Origin of the sequence: Nocardia sp. NPDC052566, from assembly GCF_044547285.1 — a bacterium.
Lineage (GTDB): Bacteria > Actinomycetota > Actinomycetes > Mycobacteriales > Mycobacteriaceae > Nocardia.
Window position 1 is genome coordinate 576,081 of record NZ_JBIUAF010000006.1, and the last position, 18,419, is coordinate 594,499.

The window sequence follows — 18,419 nt, forward strand, 5'->3', positions numbered from 1 at the left end:
GGATGTCACTGGCATCCGGGTTCGCGGTGTTTGCTGGGATTCGAAAGTTGTGCGGCGAGTTTGCTGTTCGGACGCTAGGATGCTGGCAGGTCTCATTTTCGCTTTTCTGTCCGTAGCGATGCCGCAGCCGCGCACGTTCGAGAGCAGGAGATATCGCGCATGACGATTGGTGAGCTACCCAAGCGGGGCACCAAGCAGCCCGAGTTTGCTGGACCGAACTACACGCTGGCAACGTTGCGGGTCAACGGCCAGGTCTTCCCGGTGGCGCTCGAGCCGAGGGTCAGCCTGCTCGACGCCTTGCGCGAATACCTTCGCCTCACCGGCACCAAGAAGGGCTGCGACCAGGGCGCCTGCGGCGCGTGCACGGTCTGGGTCGACGGCAAACGCGAATTGTCCTGCCTGACATTGGCGTTGAGCGCGGAAGGCCGCGAGATCACCACCATCGAGGGGGTGGCCGATGGCGACGAACTGCATCCGGTGCAGCGGGCGTTCATCAGCCAGGACGGCTTCCAGTGCGGCTATTGCACACCGGGACAGATCATGTCGGCGATCAAATGTATCGAGGAAGGCCACGCGGAAAGCACCGAGGAGATCGCGGAGTGGATGAGCGGCAATATCTGCCGCTGCGCCGCCTACCAGAACATTCGCGCCGCGATCGTCAGCGCGCGCGACGAGATGGGCGGTGCCCGGTGAAGCCCATCGCCTTTGCCCGCGCCGCGACGGTGGACGAGGCGCTCGCCGCCGTCACCGCCCGGCCCAACACCGTATTCCTGGCCGGCGGAACCACTTTGGTGGACATGCTGCGGATCGGCGCGATGGCGCCGGACAACGTCGTCGACATCAACAACTTGCCGCTCACCGATCTCGAGCACACCGCCGACGGCGGCCTGCGCATCGGCGCGCTGGTGCGGATGAGCGAGGTCGCCGCCGATCCCGGTGTGATCCAACGGTTTCCGTTCCTCTCGATCGCGCTGTGGAAAGGGGCGTCCGCGCAGATCCGGAATATGGCCTCGATGGGCGGCAATCTGATGCAGAAGGTGCGCTGCCCCGGCTTCCGCGACGTGGCTTTCGCCTGCAACAAGCGCGAGCCGGGCAGCGGCTGCGGCGTCATGGACGGATTGCACCGCGGCAACGCGATATTGGGCACCAGCGAGCAGTGCTTCGCCATGCACCCCTCCGATGTTGCCATCCCGTTGACCGCGTTGGACGCCGTGGTCACCGTGCAGGGCCCCGGCGGCACCCGGTCCATCCCGTTCGACGACTTCTTCCTGTTGCCCGGCGCCACGCCGCATCGTGAACATCCGATCACCGCGGACGAACTGATCGTGCGCATCGACGTGCCCGCCCTGCCCTACGCCACGCACTCGCACTATCTGAAGGCGCGCGACCGGGAATCCTATGAATTCGCGGGCGCTTCGGCGGCGGTGGCGATGGAGCTGGAGGGCGGATCGGTCAAGAACGTGCGCATCGGGCTCGGTGGCGTCGCCACCAAACCGTGGCGGGCGCGCACGGCCGAATCGGTGCTCGCAGGCAAGTCGGCGACCAAGGAGAACTTCGCCGAGGCAGCGGCGGCCGAACTGGCCGCGGCCGATGACAGCCACCCGATGAACCGCTTCAAAATCGCACTGGCGCAACGAACTATGGTGCGCACCTTGCAGATCGTGGCGGAGGGACAACGATGAGCGCGCCTGCCAAGCTGGTCGGTCAGGGGCTCGACCGGGTCGACGGACATGCGAAGGTGACCGGCGCGGCCAGGTTCACCGCCGAGATCCCGATGCCGAATGCCGCCTACGGCGTCCTTGTCGGCGCCGAAATCGGCAGCGGCACACTGACATCCATCGAGACCGCGGCGGCGCTGCGTGCCGGTGCCGTGGCGGTGTACACGCATGAGAACCTGCCGAAGGTGGCGGCGCAGCCGCCGCTCGTACCGTCCGGATTCGGGCAGGCGGCGCCGGGGCAGACCTTCTTTCCCATGCAGGACACCACGATTCACTACTTCGGTCAGCCGATCGCGGTGGTCATCGCCGATACCTTCGAGGTCGCGCAGCACGCCGCCAGCCTGATCGAGGCCACCTATCAGGCGCAGCCCGCGCTGGTCCGGCTCGACGACGGCCGCGACCAGGCCTTCGTGCCCGACGCGATCTTCGCCGGTTTCGTACCCGCCACCCAGTCGCGCGGCGACTTCGCCACCGCGGCCGCGCAGGCCGCGCACACGGTGGACGCCACCTTCCACTTCGCGGCCAACCACCACAATCCGATCGAATGCTCGGTGACCGCGGCGATGTGGGACGGTGATTCGGTCACCGTCTACGACGCCACCCAGGGCATTGTCGCCAGCCAGCTCACCATCGCCGCGCACCTCGGCATCTCGCCGAGCAAGGTGCGCGTCATCGCCGATTACGTCGGCGGCGGCTTCGGGGCCAAGGCGATGATCTGGCCGCACGTGACGCTGGCGCCCATGCTGGCACGGGAATTGGGCAGGCCGCTGCGGGTGATCCTCAACCGCGAGCAGATGTTCTACGGCACCGGGCTGCGCGAGGAACAGGAACAGCGCGTCACCCTCGTCTGTGACGCCGACGGCCGGTTCACCGGGCTGCGCCACCACAAGCTGTCCATGACATCGCATTTCGACAACTGGGCCGAGCCGTCGCTCGAGGTCGCGAGCAAAGCCTACGGAATCCCGCACTGGGAGGGGCAGTACCGCCTGATCAAGGGCAACACCATGACGCCGACCTTCATGCGCGGGCCGGGCGAGGCATCGGGCATGGTCGCGCTGGAATGCGCGATCGACGAGCTGGCGGGCGAGCTCGGCGCCGACCCGGTGGAACTGCGGCTGCGCAATCACGCCGCGGTCGATCCGGAGAGCGGAAACCCTTGGAGCTCAGACGGTTACGCCGATTGCCTCCAGCTGGCGGCCGAGCGATTCGGCTGGGCCGATCGGCAGCCGATCGGTAAGCACGTCGACGGGAACTGGTTGATCGGCTGGGGCGTCGGCACCGCGGGTTATCCGCACTATGACCCCGGTCAGCCGCAGCGCGCGCACGCCAGGTTGCGGGCGGACGGTTCGCTCGTCGTGCAGGCGGGCACCCAGGAGTTCGGCACCGGCGTCGCCACCGCGATGTCCCAGGTCGCCTGTGACGCAATGGGTATGCCGTTCGACCGGATCCGCTTCGAGATCGGCAGCACCGACTATCCGAATATCGCCGCCACCGTCGGGTCGATGGGTGCGGGCATGGTCAGCGCCGCGGTACACAATGCCTGCGCCGACCTACTGGCCCAACTGGTTTCGATCGCGGTCGACGATGCGAATTCGCCGCTACACGGCCGCAAGCCCGCGGAGATCGAGGGCGTCGCGGGGCAGCTGCGGCTCGTCGCCGACCCGTCAAAGGTCGACAGCTACTCGGATGTCCTCACCCGCAACCACCTTACGGACATCGAGACCATCGGCAGCTGGACGCCGAGCGCCGAAGCCGGCTTCGCCAAGATGAGTTTCGGCGCCCAGTTCGCCGAGGTCGCGGTGGATCCGGAACTCGGCCTGGTCCGCGTGCGCCGTATGGTCGGCGCCTACGCCCCCGGCCGCGTGCTCAACACCAAACTCGCCCGCAGCCAGGTACTCGGCGGCATGAATTGGGGCCTGTCCCAAGCACTCATGGAGGGCACCCTCCCCGACACACGCGACGGCCGCTGGGCCAACCCCTCCCTGCTGGAATACCTGCTCCCGGTCAACGCCGACGCCCCTGAGGTCGACATCTCCTTCGTCGAAGTACCGGATTCGGTCGTCAACCCCCTCGGCGTCAAAGGCATCGGCGAACTGGGCATGATCGGCGCCGCCGCCGCCATCATCAACGCCGTCCACCACGCCACCGGCCGCCACCTCCGCGACATCCCCCTCCGCATCGAACACCTGATCTGAGCACCGCAAACGGGACATTCGGTACGGAAATCGAGAATCGCTCCAGCGCGCAAGCGTGGCGTCATACGCTTTCGCTCTCGGGCGTTTGGCTTGTGGGAGACTGAAGACAGTCTCGATACAAGCGGGGAGGAGGAATGGTGACTGTCGTGCACTGGCCGGATCATCTGCTGACGTTGGAAGACTGGAACGCGCTGCCCGGAGACAACAGCCGTAGCTACGAGCTTGTCGAGGGGGTGCTCGTCGTGTCGCCGAGGCCGGTGGCCAAACACCAACGTGCGTGTTGGCGGCTCGCCGCGCAGTTGGAACCGCAACTGCCGCTCAACTATGCAGCGCTGACCGAATCCGAGGTCGTGATCGAACCCACCTCGCCGTCCACCGTCCGTGTGCCCGACGTGATCGTGATACCCACCGCTGGGGTCGATGACAACGTGCCTCGTTCGGCGGCAGCGGATGTGCTACTGGCTGTCGAGATTCTGTCGGTTGGTACCAAGCGCACCGATCAAGTCACCAAATTCGCCGAGTACGCCGACGTCGGAATCGAGCACTACTGGCTGGTCGACCTCGACGACCCAGTGAGCATGGCGGCCTATCGGCTCATCGAGGGAGAGTACGAGCTGGTCGGCGAGGGCTCCGGGCAGATGGTACTCGACGTGGCCGACACGTCCATCACGGTGGATCTGATGCGATTGCTCTCGCGCAGAGGGTAGTGCGCTCGGCTACTCGTGCTGCCATTCATCGGCGGCGATCGGACGATACTCCTGGCGCGGATACGCGGTGCCGCGTTTGACCGTCATCGTGATCGATCGCAGGTTGGTGACGGTCTCCAGTGGGTTCTGGGTCAGCAGGAGGAAATTGGCGAGTGTGCCGGGGCGGATGTCACCCATGTCGGCCACCGCGCCGAGAGTTCCGGCATTGATCAGGGTTGCGGAACGGAGCACTTCGGCGGGGGACAGACCGGCTTTCTGTTGCAGCATCTCGAGTTCCCGGTACAGACCGGGGTAGTTGTCCTCGCGGTCGGTGGTGAAATCCGTTCCGGCCGCGATATCGATGCCCGCTCGGTGTGCCGCGGCGGTGAGTCGGCCCGCGAGGTCGAGTGGTATCGAATGCGGTGGCCGTCCCTGGCCCGGATTGGCCGTCATCCATCGCTCGATATTGTCGTAGACCCACAATGTCGGCTCGAATACCGTGCCGTGCTGCCGCATTCGTTCGAAGAGCCGACCGAAGACGGGGCCGTCGACCTCCAGCTGTGCGTCGGGAACGGCGTTGTCGCGGTAGGCCGTTGGCAGCGGTGTGGATTCGGTCAGTGGAGACTCGTAAGCGAGTAATCCTGCGTGCGACACGGTATCCACGCCCGCATCCACCACCTCCGACGGCGTGGTGGGAAAGAGCATGGCGTGGCTCCAGACCCGCATGCCCTGGCGGTGCGCCTCCGCCGTAATGCGTTGCGCCAGTTGTCCGGAAAGCTCGGCATACAGCTTGATCCCGGTCGCGCCGGTGCCGCGCGCATCGCTGACCGCCTTGGGAATATCGGTACCGTCGGTCACCGCCCGCATCCACGGCGCCCGACCGGGAACTTCACCCTTCGTCGACGATTTCGTGCGCGGATCATCGAAGAAGCGCGGCCCGGCCATCACCGCGGCATAGAACAGATCCGGCGCCGGAATCTCCTTGGCCCGAGCAGCTTCGGCGAGTTCGGCCAATGCCCGCGTATCGCCCGCCATATCCCGCACCGCCGTGATCCCGCTGTAGAGATCCCGCCGCATGAGTGCCTGCGCGTACCGCTGATTCGGATCCGTGGCCAGATGCACATGCGCATCGATCAGGCCGGGCAGCGCGTACGCGCCTTTCGCATCAACAACTTTGGTACCGGAAGCGGGGATACCCGCATCGCGCAGCGGCAGAACCGACCGAATCCGCTCGCCGTCGACAACGATCGCCATACCACCGCGCACCGTGCCGCCGGTCGGATCGATGACCGAAACATTCGAATAGACCGTGATCCCTGCCGACCGAGTCGTGTTCTCCCCGGCCGGGCTTCCACACCCTGTCGTCAGGCCGAGCACGCCGAGCGCGGCCGCGAGCAGCATCGAGATGGCTCGAACCGCGCGACACCATCCACCACCGACTGTCATCATCGCTCTCCTCGGGGCTGTGCGTCATGCCCACGCGTAGGTAACTGGAACGAACCCGATGCCGTATCGAGGTGCGCTGCGGGCAATGCGCGACGAGAGGTCGACCTCGCGAAACACCTCCCGGCCGCGGTGGCCTGGCCGGGTGTCACCGGTCATGCGCGCGATACCCGCTGCGGCGATGAAGGTTTCGTGCCCGCCCGGCGGTGTCGAATCGGCATCGCGATCATGCACTTCCGAGCATGATCCGCGCGACGCTCTCGCGCATCCGCCGCAGGCACGATGGCGGATCAACCTTCAGCAGTACACGTGGCTGAGTCACTGGCACCGATGCGACGAGTGATGGCCGAAACGGATGGGATCCATCGAGCGCAGCCGAATGGTGGCTGTCTACGGCGTGTCGAACCGCCATTCGACTGCGCTCGGCGAAGGGGGCGGCCCTGACGGCGCTCGAGGTGGCGTCAGTGGTGGATGGGGCCGGTGGTGGTGTCGAGGGGGAGGGCTGAGGCGTTGGTGCGGGTTGCGAGGATTTGGGCGGCGATGGAGATGGCTGTCTCGTCGGGGGTGCGGGCGTTGAGGTCAAGGCCCAGTGGGCTTTTCAGGCGGGCCAGTTCGGCGTCGGTGAGGCCGGTGGCGCGCAGGCGGTGGGTGCGTTCGGTGTGGGTGCGGCGGGAACCGAGGGCGCCGACGAAGGTGAGGTCGGGGATGCGCAGGGCGGTGGCGAGCATGGGGACGTCGAATTTGGTGTCGTGGGTGAGGACGCAGACCACCGTGCGGTCGTCGATGCGGCCCGCGAGATGTTCCCCGATGAGGTAGCGGTGTGGCCAGTCGACGACGACCTCGTGCGCGGACGGGAAACGGGCTGGGGTCGCGAAGGTTTCGCGGGCGTCGACCACGGTGACCCGATAGCCGAGCTGGCGGCCGGTACGGCTGAGCGCGCGGACGAAATCATTGGCGCCCGCCAGGATCATGCGCGCGGGGGCGGCCCACACCTGGACGAAGGTGCGTGGGCGAACCGACTCATCGGTATCGCATTCCTCGGCGCCGACCACGCCGCTGCGCCCGGCCGCGAGCAATGCGCGCGCGTCCCGGTCGATGCCGTGCCATGATTCGGAGTGCCCGGGGTACAGCAGTTTCCAGTCCGCCGCACCCTGCATGGTCGCGGCCAGTGCCACCGGCCTGCCCGCATCGATCGCTTCGCGCAGCGCGACCATCAGCGGCAACCGCGTGACATCCACCCGTTCTACGAAGACCTCGATCTCACCACCACAGGTGAGCCCCACCGCGATTCCGTCACCGTCGGCATAGCCGTACCGATCGGTCACCGGCTGTCCGGTGGCGAGCACCTGCCGCGCCGACTCGACCACGGCGGCTTCCACGCATCCCCCCGACACCGACCCGAACACCTCTCCGCGCCCGGTGACCACCATCGCCGCGCCGAGCTCACGAGGCCCCGCGCCGGTCGTATCCACGATGCGCGCCAACGCCACCGGTCCGTTCGGCACCTGTGTGATCAAGTGGCCCAGCATCGCGCGCACCCCTCAGCCTAACTGTCCGAGACGAGCAAATCTGGTATTGCCGCAGGTCAGGAGGCGAGCCGCGTCATGCCCTCGGCAGTCTGCGCCCGATCGACGGGCCGGGTCAGATACCCGGCTTCGATCAGCGAGCGCTCGGCGGCGGACCTCGGCGCGCAGTCACCGGCCACACAGCCACGATGCCGCCGCAGCTGGTCCTGCGCCTCCTCAACCGTCAGCGCCGCATAGTTGGTCAGCGCCACGTCGTCGTGCGTCACCCGATCGGTGCGGGCCGCGTTACCGATTTGGTCCGCGCTGCCGTTGTCGGTCGCGTATTCGGTGTGCGTCGCACTCACGGTTTGTGCAGCGTTATCAGCGAGCATCGCGTCATCGGCGCGCGCCGCACTTCCGGTTTGCTCTGCATCACCGGTACGCGCCGCAGCGTCGGCTCGCGTCGGGTGATCGCTGTGCGTGGCGCTACAGGTCTGCGTCGCGCCACCGGTCTTCGTCGCGTCGTCGATGTGTGCTGCCTTGTCGGCGTACGCGGCGTGACCGGTCTGCTCCGCATTACCGGTCTGCTCGGCGTCGGTGGTCTGCTCGATGTGGTTCGCACCGTCGGTCTGCTCCGCCGAACTCCCCGCGGAAGTCTCATCGGCCAGGCGCGCCTGGATATCGGCAACCCGTAAGAGCTCCTTGGGTTTGCGGGGCTTCGATGCCGAGCCGATGACGATCGCGAGCACGCCCGAGACCGCGATGACGGCACAGATGATCAACACCAGCGTCATTGCACCGCCCGTTCGCGCAGGTGCAGATCGTCGGGGACCTCGCCGGTGCGGTAGTAGGCGGCGAAGATGTCGGCGGCTTCTTCCGCGGTGAACACCTCATCGGGGTGGACGACCAGTTCGCGCAGGCCGCGCTGGATCGAGATGAGCAGTTCGGCGGCGGCGTCGTAGCTGTTGTCCCGATCGGTGACGGACTTGCGGCCGACAACGGCCTGCCGCGTGTGTCCGTCGACGGTCTCGCGCAGCTCGATGACGAGTGCGTCGGCCGAGCCCATGCAGTGCAGGTAGTCGCTGCCGCGTTCGGCGCTGACCGAGGCCGGGATATCGCGTGCGTGCATCGGCGCGGGCAGGCGCGTCATGCAGACCGAGTAGCGGTCGTGGCCGTCGAGCCTGCGCAGCGGGCGCAGGAAGTTGTGCACGGCTTCGGCCGGGCCGATGAAGACCTTGAGCCGATCGCTGTAGGTCACGCGGTGGGTGCTGATCACTGGCGGCGCCTCGATCTCTTCGGCGACATCCCGTTCGAGGTCGGTCGGCCCGAGGCGAGCCGGTAGTACACGGAACACTTTGTCATCGGTCGTCTGGCATGCGATCAAGACTCCACCTACCTACTTGCAGCAAACATTTAGCTATTTGAGCATCGGCGTAGGAACCGCGATGGTGCAAGACTTGATCACGGGTTGTTATTCGACCGTTATGGTAGTTTCCATCTGGAAGTAACTGGTAACCAGCACGTCACGCGGAGGAAACTTGACGGCTCAACGCCGCGTCCTCGGCACGGCCGATCGCGACTCGGTCAAATCGTGGCGATAGACGGGCGTTAAGAGGTCGGTATCTACGGGTTCGCCAGAGGTGCGGTCGTAGCGGACGGCGATGAGTACGGAGAACAGGTGGTTGCTCGCCCGTTCGTGCAGCGTGGCCAGCCGGGTGGCGAGCAACCGGACCGCGCCGAGCGAGCCGGGCGGATGCAGCCCGTCGATGATCAGCACCGTGCCGCGACCGTCTGGGCGCGGCAGCCTGGCGAGGTAGGCGATGTCGTGTGGATCCGGCCCGCCCGGTCGATACACCCGGCGCGCTGCCCGGTCCTCGATGCCGCGCCGTGCGTCGCCTGCGCGCGCCACCGCACGCCGCAGCCGAGGATCGGCCACGATCAGCTGGCGCAGGCTGGGGGACAGCTCGGGCCCGCCGACCACGATCAGTCCGTCCCGGTTGAGATCGAGCGGTCTGCCGGGCAGGAAATGTTCGACGGTGACCGTGAACCCGAGTTCGCGCAGCAGCTCCACCAGTCGCGGCGCCGCGGTCGGATCCGGCGCGCCGATCATCCGGCCCGCACGCACCTCGGGCGTGATGATGGTGAGCGCGCCGTGTCCGAAGAACAGACCTTCCGGTGCGGGCCCCTGCGTGCTGACCTGATGGATTCTGGCGCGGGAAAGTCCCGCTGCCGCACCGATTCTGGCGAAGGTCCAGCCTTCGGCATGTAGTTCCCGGATGACCGCACGGCGAATCCGGGTGAGTTCGTTGATGGTCTGCTGGGCCGCCGCCACCCCATCGGTGGCCGCCTTCAGTCGCTCGACCTTGTCCTCGATCGCGAAAACCCGCGCCACGTCATCGGCCGACATGTGCGAAGTCTAGACAGCTCGACAGGACTAGGCGTCTAGCCCGCTTGACGGATCAGGTCGCGTCGGGGTCGATCGGCGGGCGTTCGTTGCGCTCCAACGGTTTCTGCGGAGTGGGCATCGGGTAGTCGGACATGCCGCCGCCGGTGCCGAAAAGCTCCTGCTTATCGGGCACGGCCTTCTCCAGATCGCGCAGCAGCGAATCGTCGCCGTTGAGAAGATGTTTGGTCACCATCGAGCGCGGATTCATATTCCGCAGCTCGTTCAAATCGGCCAGCGGCTTACGCAACTCCTCGAACTCGGGCCCGAGCTCCTGCTTCAATTGCGAGGTGGCACCGCTCGCGTAGTCGCGCACCTGACGCAGGCTGCGCGTAGTCCAGCGAACGGCGCCGGGCAGTCGCTCCGGGCCGAGGATGACGAGGGCGGCGACGAGCAAGATGACCATCTCGCTCCAGCCGATGCTGCTGAACACGAGTCCAGGCTACCCGGGCGTGCGCCGCTGGACCGACTGGGCGGCGCTCCCGGGGCCCTTCGTGGTTACGCTCCGCTGCCGCCTCCGGGCCCGACGCTCGCGCCGCGTGTTCAGTCGGATTCGAGCGTCACCGGCACGTCAACCTGCCTGCCATCGCGAATCAACTGCACGTTCACCGTCTGGCCGATCCGGTTGGACTGCACCGCGACCGTCAGCTCGTCCGCGCTCGTCACTTCGCGATCGCCGACCTTCACGATCACATCGCCCTCGACGATGCCCGCGCGCGCCGCCGGGCTGCCCGCCTGCACATCGGCGACCGCGGCGCCGGTCATCGCGGCGTTCTCCACCGCCTTCGTGCGCGCGCTGACACCGATCACCGGGTGATGGATCTGGCCGTCCTTGATGAGCGTCTGGGTGACCTCACGGACCACGTCGATGGGGACGGCGAAGCCGATGCCGATGGAACCGCCGGACTCGGTGCGGATCGCCGTGTTGATCCCGATGAGCTTGCCGTCCATATCGATCAGCGCGCCACCGGAGTTGCCGGAGTTGATGGCGGCGTCGGTCTGCACGGCGTCGATCACGGCCTTGGTGTCGCTGCCCTCGCCCGACAGCGCGACCGGGCGATGCAGGGTGCTGACGATGCCCGCGGTGACCGTCTTGCTCAGGCCGAGCGGCGAACCGATGGCCAGCACCTCGTCACCGACCTGGACATCACCCGACTTGCCGAGGGTGACCACCGTCAGGTTGTTCACGTCGACCTTGATGACCGCCAGGTCGGTTTTCGGGTCGCGCCCGACGAGTTTGGCGGGCACCTTAGTGCCGTCGGAGAAGGTCACCCCGATGGCGGCGCGGTTGGTCTTGTCGTTGGCGGCCAGCGAGATCACGTGATTGTTGGTGACGATGTAGCCCTGGCCGTCGATCACCACGCCGGAGCCGATCACGCCGTTGTCGCCGATGGTGACCCGGATCGACACCACACCGGGCAGTACCGCGTTGGCCACCTTCGCGATCTGGTTGTGCGGCCGGTCGGGATCGCCCGACTGCTGCAGCGACACTTTGCGCGAGGTCAGATTGGCCGAGGCTTCGGCGGTCAGCCTGCCGACGAGGCCGCCGAGCACGCCGATGCCCAACGCGACAATGGCAAGCAGGGTAAGGGCTTTCGGTGCGACCCTGGAACCGAACAGCACCTCGCGTGCGGTGAGCTTACGCGCCTGCGGCAGCGGCTGCGGGCGCGGCGTCGGCACCGCGGGCGCCCCGAGGCGCGCGCCTGCGGCCGGATCGCGCCACGGGTCGGCGGGTGCGGCGACGGCCGTGCCGTGCTCGGCGGCATCGGGATCGCGCTGGAGGAGTTCGGTGGAATCGGCGGGCCGGGCGAACGCCTCGGCGAGCACCGCGTCCGGCGGGCTGTTGTGCAGCTCCAGGCCGCTCTTGGCGACCGCGTCGGTGGTCCGGGAGGCTTGCTCGGCGAAGGAGCCGCTCTGACCGGACGGGCGGCGGAACGCGCGCGCCGTGTGCTTATCGATATGCGGCCGATAAACCGGCCGTGGCCCCAATACGGGCGCGTCCGGCGGCCTCAGGTTCCCCCTGCTGGCCGCCGAATCGGTGGTATCACCGGCGGCCCGCCGCGATTCAGACGCAGGTCCGGAATTCGTCGATTCGGTGGTCACTCGCCAAACTCTACTTGCGCCACCACGAAGTCCACCGGGTCGCGGTGAACGAATCGGTCCTGAACCCGAAAACCGCCTCGTCGCGCTGGTTCTCGAGCGCGGGCCTGCGCGCGGACGCGCTCGCACCGCCGGGCAGTTCGGCCAGTGGAATACGGGTCAGACTGTCGTGCAGCGACGTCGGAATCGACACCTGATCGGCCTGCCGCAGCGCGATCCGCGCCTGCTGCTGCGCGTCGACCTCCGCCGCGCACTCCGGGCAGACGGAAACATGTTGGGCGGCACGCAGATAGGCGTTCATCCGCAATTCGCCGTCGACATAGGCCGCGATCGCCTCGCTGGCCAAATGTTCGGTGGGACGGAATCGCGGACGACCGGACGTGCTGGAGTCGCCACTCATTCGGTGCTCACCCTTCCAACCGACATCATCCGTACCTCGGGTGATGTCAGGTTCCCCGACGATCACCCTATGTTCGCGTCAGCGGCCAACCGCTGCTCAGCTCCATTATGCGCAAGGTAGTCGCGCAGTGCCTGGCGGCCGCGATGGATCCGGCTACGAACCGTACCCAGCTTCACCCCGAGGGTAGCGCCGATCTCCTCGTAAGACAGACCTTCGATGTCACAGAGCACGACGGCGGCACGGAACTCCGGCGCCAGCGAGTCCAATGCGGACTGCAGGTCCGGATCGAGCCTGGCGTCGTGGTACGCCTGCTCCGGGCCCGGCCCCTCGGAGGGCACCCGGTCATAGTCCTCGGGCAGCGCCTCCATCCTGATCCGGTTGCGCCGGCGAACCATGTCCAGGAACAGGTTCGTCGTAATGCGGTGCAACCAGCCCTCGAAGGTGCCCGGCTGATAGTTGGACAGCGAGCGGAACACCCGGATGAACGTCTCCTGGGTCAGATCCTCCGCGTCCTGGGCGTCGCCGGACAGACGGTAGGCGAGCCGGTACACCCGGTCGGCGTGTTCGCGGACCAGTTCGTCCCAGGTCGGCATGACGGAGCGGTCACCCGTGGCATCGAAAGCCGCGGTGCCGGTCAACTCGTCGTCGGCCGGGACGATTTCCGGTGCGAGACCGACCTCGGCGGGCAGGCTCGACTCTGGCAGGTTGGCGTACTCACGCGCCGCATCGACCATGTGGATGGGGCTACCTCCTACTCGGGACCGTCGTTGCGTGGACTTCGGCGCTGATCCGAAAACGTCGGATCGTCGCGTACGGGTACAACCGACGAGATGTATGTCGTTGTTCCCGCGTCCCGCCCGGGGCGGTCAGCTGGTCTTGCGTGGCTATCACTCTTTCCTGTCCCGATATGCCGGGGGTATGGAGATCCTGAGGGACACCTGAGAATCTGAACCGGTTGTTCCCCCGCTGAATAAGTCGCGAGAGCGCCCAGGTTTGTTAGTGGCCGCAGCTTGTACACGGAAAACGCGGGTCGTCGGGCTAGCCTTTTACCCGTGGCATCGAATCTGGAGCGGAACCTCGCCTACGTGGAGGAGTCCGTCGTGGAAGACGAGATCCTCGTGAGCGCGCGCGAGCGGGCCACCGAACTCGGCGCCGCGCCGATCCCGCCATCGGTCGGCGCGCTGCTCAGCATGTATGCCCAGCTGCTCGGCGCGCGCGCCGTCGTCGAGGTCGGCACCGGTGCGGGCGTGAGCGGGCTCTGGCTGCTCGACGGTATGGCCGGGGACGGCACGCTGACCAGCATCGATTCCGAGCCGGAACATCAGCGCGCCGCCAAGGAGGCGTTCCGTGCCGCCGACATACCGCCCGCGCGGACCCGGTTGATCAACGGCCGCGCGCTCGACGTGCTGCCGCGCCTGGCCGACGGCGCCTACGACCTCGTCTTCATCGACGCCGCGCCGCTCGAACATCTGCAGTACGTCCATCAGGCGGTGCGGCTGCTCCGCGACGGCGGCGCCATCCTGCTGCACAACGCCCTGCTCGGCGGGCGCGTACCCGATGCGACACAACGCGATCCGGCCACCATGGCCGTGCGCGCCGCCACCAGGGCCATCGCCGAGGATCCGGGCCTGACCAGTGTGCTGATTCCGGTGGGCGACGGATTGCTCTGCGCCGCCCGGGGTTAGACCGCCGACTCCGGCTTCGCGCCCGGCGCTGCGAGCAAGGCGTTGGCGACGGACCATTGCTGGGCGATCGCGGCGAGCTCATCGGCCTCGTCACGCAGGTTGCTGGTCGCCGGCAACGTGATGGTGCCGGTGCCCGCGGGCTGGTCCCCGCCGGCCCTGGCGGCGCAGGCATCCGCCAGACGCACTGCGACATGCAGTGCGTCGCGATCCGGTCCCGCAGGCGCGGCGCGAGCGATGGCGATGGTGATGGCTCCGTGTGACGTGCGCCCGTACCTGGCCAGAATCAGCGCGCAGTCGCGAATCTCGATCACGGTGCGATGCAACAGATACCGGCTGCCGCCCGGCGATCCCACGGTGTGGTGCACCACCTCGGGGCAGGCGTTGGTCAGCTCGGTCCACAACGGCAGCAACTGCTTTCGACGCCGTGACCAGGTGTCGAGTCCGATCCGGCTCGGCAACGCCGCCAGCACTGGCACCGCCCCGACGCCGACGAACGAGAGCAACTGGATCGTGAAGCCTGTGCTGTCGACGCTGCTGGTCAGCGAATTCGGATGATCCGTCGCACGCAGCAGCGAACCGGCGAACATGATGCCGATTCCGATCGCGGCGGTCCCGATCAGCACGGCGACCATCAGGTGCAGCACACGCTCGCGCCGGTCGGTCAGTCGGCGCCCTTCCCGCAGGCAGACGCTCAGGCCTGCGATGGCCATCCAGTAGTTCATCGGCACAATGCAGGCCCAGTAGCCGAACTGCGCCCAGCCCGTCTGGTCATCGATCGCACGAGGATCGCCGGGATCCGTTGCCGCTGCGCCGATCATCGCGCCGACGGTGCTCGCACTCGCCAAGCCGTACGTCAGCGTCACGGAAAGCCCACGGTAGGTCGCCGTCTGCCACATTCGCAACGCGGCCGCCGCACCGAAGTTGGCGGCCGCCGCGGCGCCGAATTGACACAGCAGTCCTTCCGGGATGCCCCAGCCGGTACTCGCGGCGAGAGCGGCCTGCATCACTGGTATTCGAATGGTCGCAGCAGCCGCCACTGTTCCGAGGCCGATATTGAACCGCCGGTCGAAGGCGGTCGCATGGAATCCATTGAGCCGCACTGCGAGTACCAGCCATGCACCGAGGATGAGGCCGATGGTCGGGGCGCTCGGTGCGGAGGCGAACATCGCCGATCGCGATCAGTCGCGAAACAAAGCGCGGCCGAAGACGGAAACCGAATGGGCCGGATCTGTTGTGGACATGATCAGGGAGGCGAACAGTTCGGCGTGGTGCTCCTGGACATCGTCATAAATGCCCCGCGCCAGCACGCGCAGCACACTGTCGGTATCGAATTCGGGAAAGAGCGCTTGAATGGTTCGCCGCTGCGCATCGGACGAATCACCGTGGCCGAGTAGCAGATGCGCGATTTCGTGCAGCACGATGTGGTCGGCGTGGTAGCCCGTGCTCGCCGCCTCGTATGCGACGACGACGCTGTCGGCGCGCTCGACGACCAACCCGCACGGGAATCCGCTGCCCGTCAGATCGGGTTGCGGGACAAGAACGATCGGCTTGCCCACCACCGCTGACACATTTTCGATGAACGTCGTGAGGTGCCATGGGCGGGGCACCTCGAGCTCGTTTGCCAGGTGACGTATCCGTTCGAGCGCGGGATCGGGCCTGGCGCGTCTGCGCATCCCCCTATTCTCCGGTCGGATTCTCCGGGTTGTCCAGCTCGGTCCACCCGCCGACTGTCGAGAGTCGGTGGGTGGCAAGGGGACTGGGCCGTTCCCCGGGGTCAGTAGGGGCGGGTGGTGCACGCCCACGTGAGGATCGACCCGCCGCCCGCCCTGGCCAGGGCGTTGCGCTCCGCCGCGGCGCGGGTGCTGCCGTGCCCGCCGTAGTACTTTCTGCCGCCGTCCGCGACCGCGCCGCAGCTGTTCGAGAAGCTGACCAGAACCGTGCAGTCGGAGTGTCCGCATCTGCTCCTTGCCCAGGATTCCGCGAGCGAGGACGTCGCGTAGTCGACGGCCCAGCCCCATGCGCCCCGTGACGACACCGCGATGGCGCCGTAGTTGGTGCTGCTGGCCTGCGCGACCGATCCCGTTGCCAAGGGCGCGGCCAGGATCGCGGCGCCGAGTACGAGTCGCGTGATTCGCCGATAGGGATGTGCGGTGGTGGATTTGCCGGTCATGTGTCCCCCTGGAGCGTGATGAGTCCGCGCCCGGGAGATGGATCGACCTGGGTTGCGGACGAGCTGACAGCAGCTCCCCACCCAGTGTAGTTAAATAGCGCTTAAAAAACTATAAACTAGCTCTCCAGAATCCGGTCCAACAGCTCGGTCGGATCGGCCGTCGGCTCCATGTCGCCGCGCAATGCGAGCAGGCGGGTGCCCGCATCCCTGGCCTCGGCGAGGAACCGCAGCTTCCGGTGCAGCACCACAACTTCCGAGTCGGGCGCGAGGAGATAGGCGGCAGGAGCGCCGAAATGCGCGGCCAATGCGGTCAGCAGGGCGGCGTCCCCCGGATCACCTCGGCGCAGGCCGTCGATCACGGTGCGCGACACGCTCGCTCCGGTCGCGGCGCTCACCGCCTTGGCCACCTCGTCGCTGGTCTGCTCCGGTTCGCCCTTGGCGTGAAATACCCGGAACAGCAGGTTGACTCGTGCGGACAGCGGGGTGGGCGGATCAGTGGTCACGACTGTTCACCATTCGTAACTTGTTGTCGAGGCGGGCCTGGAATGCGCGGGTGAGTTCGGCGGTGAGGCCGGATTCCCGCCCGATCAACCAGCGGCGATACAACTTCTCCTCTGATTCTGCTGGCCCGTTCGCTGGGCTGTCCAGCAGGTCGCCGAAGGCGAACATCAGCAAGGGATGCAACTGCCCGGGCTGGTCGTGCACGCGATTGCGTTCGAGCAGATCGGTGACGAACATGCCGACGAGAGCGCTGATTTGCTCGTTGAGCGACCCGCTGATCGCGCGGAGTGCGCCCAAATCGGTGCCGGGTCCGTCGACGAAGTCGCCGAGTCTGCGCTGTGTGGTGAGCAATTCGAGGACGAGTTCCAGCGGGAGTGATACCTCGGCCGCTCCTGGATCCAGCGGCGGACGATCGGATTGGGGCAGGCGCGGCTCGCCCCGGTCCCAGAAGACCCGGGCTGCGCTGCCCGGAACCCATTGCAGCGCTTGGTCGAACTTGGCCAGCGTGCTCGGGCGCGGTTCCTCGAGCTCACCTGCTTCGGCCCGGATCACCGTCGGGCCGGTGGGACCGCCGGCGGCCTTCACGCCGTCCAGCGTGAGGTTCAGTTGCCTGCGCCGCTCGCGTGCCGTGGCGCCGAAATGGTCCGGATGTCCGACCCTCATCTCTGGAGTGTAACAACACTCAACTGGCCATCAATCGGTGTCGGCGCCGGAACCTCTCGCGGGGTTCTTGCTTAAATTTTATTGTTAGTTAACAGTTAATATTGCCTCTGGAGTAGTGGGTTCGTATCCTGAGGAAGTGCTGGAGACGGACTCCGGAGGGGAGGGTCCGTCTCCAGTGGCTGCGTATTCACTTGTGCTGCAACGGGATAGGGGCGCCATCGCACATCGCTGGTTTCGTGGGCCGGTGGCGGGTATCCAGGAAGGAGCCGGCGTCCGCGTCGCCGGGTGGTTGCCATCGTGTGTTCCGCCGGGCAGGTGCGGCGGCACACGAAGGAGGCTCCCGATGTGGGAACGCGGATTAGAGATCGCGCACACCGCGCACTTCACCCATGAGGTCCACAAGCACGGGGTATTCGGCTGGCTGCCGATCGCGGTCGTCGCATTCCTCGGGGTGCTGCTGGTCGGTGTCGTGGTGCTGGTGTTCGTCAGCACAGCCGATTTCGGCGACGACCCGACCCGGACCCCGCAGATCTCCCACGGCCCCTGCGCCCCGTTCTGTACGGCGACGGTCAACCCGCCGCCCCCGTGATCACGGCGTCGGCTGTGGACAGAACGGCTGGCAACTCCCCGGACTGCTCGGCACCGTAGATCTGTCGCCATCCCCGAAATCGGCCGTGCTGACCAGCACCATCACCAGCACGGCCAGCATCAGCACCAGCCCGGCCACGATCGCCACCCGCCCCCAATTGAGCTGCCGCGAGAAAATGATCTCGCTGTCATCATCGTTGTTCCAAACCATCGCCGCACCCTCTCCCGGACACGCGACTCCCCCACGGCGCCGCACCCCCTGAATACCCCATCCGAGCTGGAATAGCGGCTATTTGGAAAGTGGGGTGGGCAGGGCGGCTTC

Annotated in this window: 22 protein-coding genes; 6 read left to right on the forward strand and 16 right to left on the reverse strand. The window is 66.9% G+C overall.

What is annotated here, in order from left to right; all coding sequences use genetic code 11:
• Window positions 1-159: 159 nt before the first annotated feature.
• The 4 genes from ACIG5A_RS32540 to ACIG5A_RS32555 all read left to right on the forward strand — a co-directional run bounded on the left by ACIG5A_RS32540 (window position 160) and on the right by ACIG5A_RS32555 (window position 4,620).
• On the forward strand, window positions 160-693 hold the full coding sequence (locus tag ACIG5A_RS32540) for a (2Fe-2S)-binding protein (RefSeq protein WP_397247118.1): 534 nt from the start codon (window positions 160-162) through the stop codon (window positions 691-693).
• Window positions 690-1,682 (forward strand): FAD binding domain-containing protein, encoded by a 993-nt coding sequence (locus ACIG5A_RS32545; RefSeq protein WP_397247121.1) that lies wholly within the window; start codon window positions 690-692, stop codon window positions 1,680-1,682. Before ACIG5A_RS32540 ends, ACIG5A_RS32545 begins: the two co-directional genes overlap by 4 nt.
• Entirely contained in the window at window positions 1,679-3,913 is a 2,235-nt protein-coding gene (locus ACIG5A_RS32550) for a xanthine dehydrogenase family protein molybdopterin-binding subunit (protein WP_397247123.1), read from the forward strand. The genes ACIG5A_RS32545 and ACIG5A_RS32550 overlap by 4 nt, the downstream gene beginning before the upstream one ends.
• A gap of 134 nt (window positions 3,914-4,047) precedes the next feature.
• A complete protein-coding gene (locus ACIG5A_RS32555; RefSeq protein ID WP_397247127.1) occupies window positions 4,048-4,620 on the forward strand; it encodes a Uma2 family endonuclease in 573 nt (190 codons plus the stop codon).
• Window positions 4,621-4,629: 9 nt separating this feature from the next.
• On the opposite strand, the gene ACIG5A_RS32560 is transcribed toward ACIG5A_RS32555, so the two are convergent.
• The 10 genes from ACIG5A_RS32560 to sigE form a co-directional block, all read right to left on the reverse strand.
• Window positions 4,630-6,048: an amidohydrolase family protein gene (locus ACIG5A_RS32560; RefSeq protein WP_397247130.1), complete on the reverse strand. Its 1,419-nt coding sequence runs from the start codon at window positions 6,046-6,048 to the stop codon at window positions 4,630-4,632.
• Window positions 6,049-6,069: 21 nt separating this feature from the next.
• Window positions 6,070-6,276 carry a hypothetical protein gene (locus ACIG5A_RS32565; protein ID WP_397247132.1) on the reverse strand — a complete coding sequence of 69 codons (207 nt, stop codon included), beginning with the start codon at window positions 6,274-6,276 and terminating at the stop codon, window positions 6,070-6,072.
• A gap of 227 nt (window positions 6,277-6,503) precedes the next feature.
• Window positions 6,504-7,580, reverse strand: coding sequence for an XdhC family protein (locus ACIG5A_RS32570; protein ID WP_397247135.1), 1,077 nt, complete (start codon window positions 7,578-7,580; stop codon window positions 6,504-6,506).
• 47 nt (window positions 7,581-7,627) lie between these two features.
• Window positions 7,628-8,341, reverse strand: a complete 714-nt coding sequence (locus ACIG5A_RS32575) for a hypothetical protein (protein ID WP_397247137.1) — start codon at window positions 8,339-8,341, stop codon at window positions 7,628-7,630.
• Complete coding sequence (locus ACIG5A_RS32580) at window positions 8,338-8,931, reverse strand: hypothetical protein (RefSeq protein WP_397247140.1); 594 nt, start codon at window positions 8,929-8,931, stop codon at window positions 8,338-8,340. The genes ACIG5A_RS32575 and ACIG5A_RS32580 overlap by 4 nt, the downstream gene beginning before the upstream one ends.
• A 162-nt stretch (window positions 8,932-9,093) precedes the next feature.
• A complete protein-coding gene (locus tag ACIG5A_RS32585; protein ID WP_397247142.1) occupies window positions 9,094-9,954 on the reverse strand; it encodes a hypothetical protein in 861 nt (286 codons plus the stop codon).
• Window positions 9,955-10,006: 52 nt separating this feature from the next.
• Entirely contained in the window at window positions 10,007-10,423 is a 417-nt protein-coding gene (gene tatB, locus ACIG5A_RS32590; RefSeq protein WP_397247144.1) for a Sec-independent protein translocase protein TatB, read from the reverse strand.
• Window positions 10,424-10,533: 110 nt separating this feature from the next.
• Window positions 10,534-12,093, reverse strand: coding sequence for a trypsin-like peptidase domain-containing protein (locus ACIG5A_RS32595; protein WP_397247146.1), 1,560 nt, complete (start codon window positions 12,091-12,093; stop codon window positions 10,534-10,536).
• A 10-nt stretch (window positions 12,094-12,103) separates the two neighbouring features.
• On the reverse strand, window positions 12,104-12,490 hold the full coding sequence (locus ACIG5A_RS32600; RefSeq protein WP_397247148.1) for a hypothetical protein: 387 nt from the start codon (window positions 12,488-12,490) through the stop codon (window positions 12,104-12,106).
• Between the two features lie 62 nt (window positions 12,491-12,552).
• Entirely contained in the window at window positions 12,553-13,224 is a 672-nt protein-coding gene (gene sigE, locus ACIG5A_RS32605; RefSeq protein WP_397247151.1) for an RNA polymerase sigma factor SigE, read from the reverse strand.
• Window positions 13,225-13,542: 318 nt separating this feature from the next.
• Here sigE and ACIG5A_RS32610 point away from each other — a divergent pair, with 318 nt between their 5' ends.
• Window positions 13,543-14,175 carry an O-methyltransferase gene (locus ACIG5A_RS32610; protein WP_397247154.1) on the forward strand — a complete coding sequence of 211 codons (633 nt, stop codon included), beginning with the start codon at window positions 13,543-13,545 and terminating at the stop codon, window positions 14,173-14,175.
• Here the strand turns inward: ACIG5A_RS32610 and ACIG5A_RS32615 are convergent.
• The 5 genes from ACIG5A_RS32615 to ACIG5A_RS32635 form a co-directional block, all read right to left on the reverse strand.
• Complete coding sequence (locus ACIG5A_RS32615) at window positions 14,172-15,341, reverse strand: MAB_1171c family putative transporter (protein WP_397247156.1); 1,170 nt, start codon at window positions 15,339-15,341, stop codon at window positions 14,172-14,174. The genes ACIG5A_RS32610 and ACIG5A_RS32615 overlap by 4 nt on opposite strands.
• Before the next feature lie 12 nt (window positions 15,342-15,353).
• Window positions 15,354-15,668: a hypothetical protein gene (locus ACIG5A_RS32620; protein ID WP_397247158.1), complete on the reverse strand. Its 315-nt coding sequence runs from the start codon at window positions 15,666-15,668 to the stop codon at window positions 15,354-15,356.
• A gap of 281 nt (window positions 15,669-15,949) precedes the next feature.
• Window positions 15,950-16,345, reverse strand: coding sequence for a DUF4189 domain-containing protein (locus ACIG5A_RS32625; RefSeq protein WP_397247160.1), 396 nt, complete (start codon window positions 16,343-16,345; stop codon window positions 15,950-15,952).
• A gap of 116 nt (window positions 16,346-16,461) precedes the next feature.
• Window positions 16,462-16,848: a hypothetical protein gene (locus tag ACIG5A_RS32630; protein WP_397247162.1), complete on the reverse strand. Its 387-nt coding sequence runs from the start codon at window positions 16,846-16,848 to the stop codon at window positions 16,462-16,464.
• Window positions 16,838-17,509, reverse strand: coding sequence for a hypothetical protein (locus tag ACIG5A_RS32635; protein WP_397247164.1), 672 nt, complete (start codon window positions 17,507-17,509; stop codon window positions 16,838-16,840). Before ACIG5A_RS32635 ends, ACIG5A_RS32630 begins: the two co-directional genes overlap by 11 nt.
• A gap of 343 nt (window positions 17,510-17,852) precedes the next feature.
• Between ACIG5A_RS32635 and ACIG5A_RS32640 the strand changes: the two genes are divergently transcribed.
• Complete coding sequence (locus ACIG5A_RS32640) at window positions 17,853-18,098, forward strand: hypothetical protein (RefSeq protein WP_397247166.1); 246 nt, start codon at window positions 17,853-17,855, stop codon at window positions 18,096-18,098.
• Here the strand turns inward: ACIG5A_RS32640 and ACIG5A_RS32645 are convergent, their stop codons facing one another.
• On the reverse strand, window positions 18,099-18,308 hold the full coding sequence (locus ACIG5A_RS32645) for a hypothetical protein (protein WP_397247168.1): 210 nt from the start codon (window positions 18,306-18,308) through the stop codon (window positions 18,099-18,101).
• Between the last annotated feature and the right edge of the window lie 111 nt (window positions 18,309-18,419).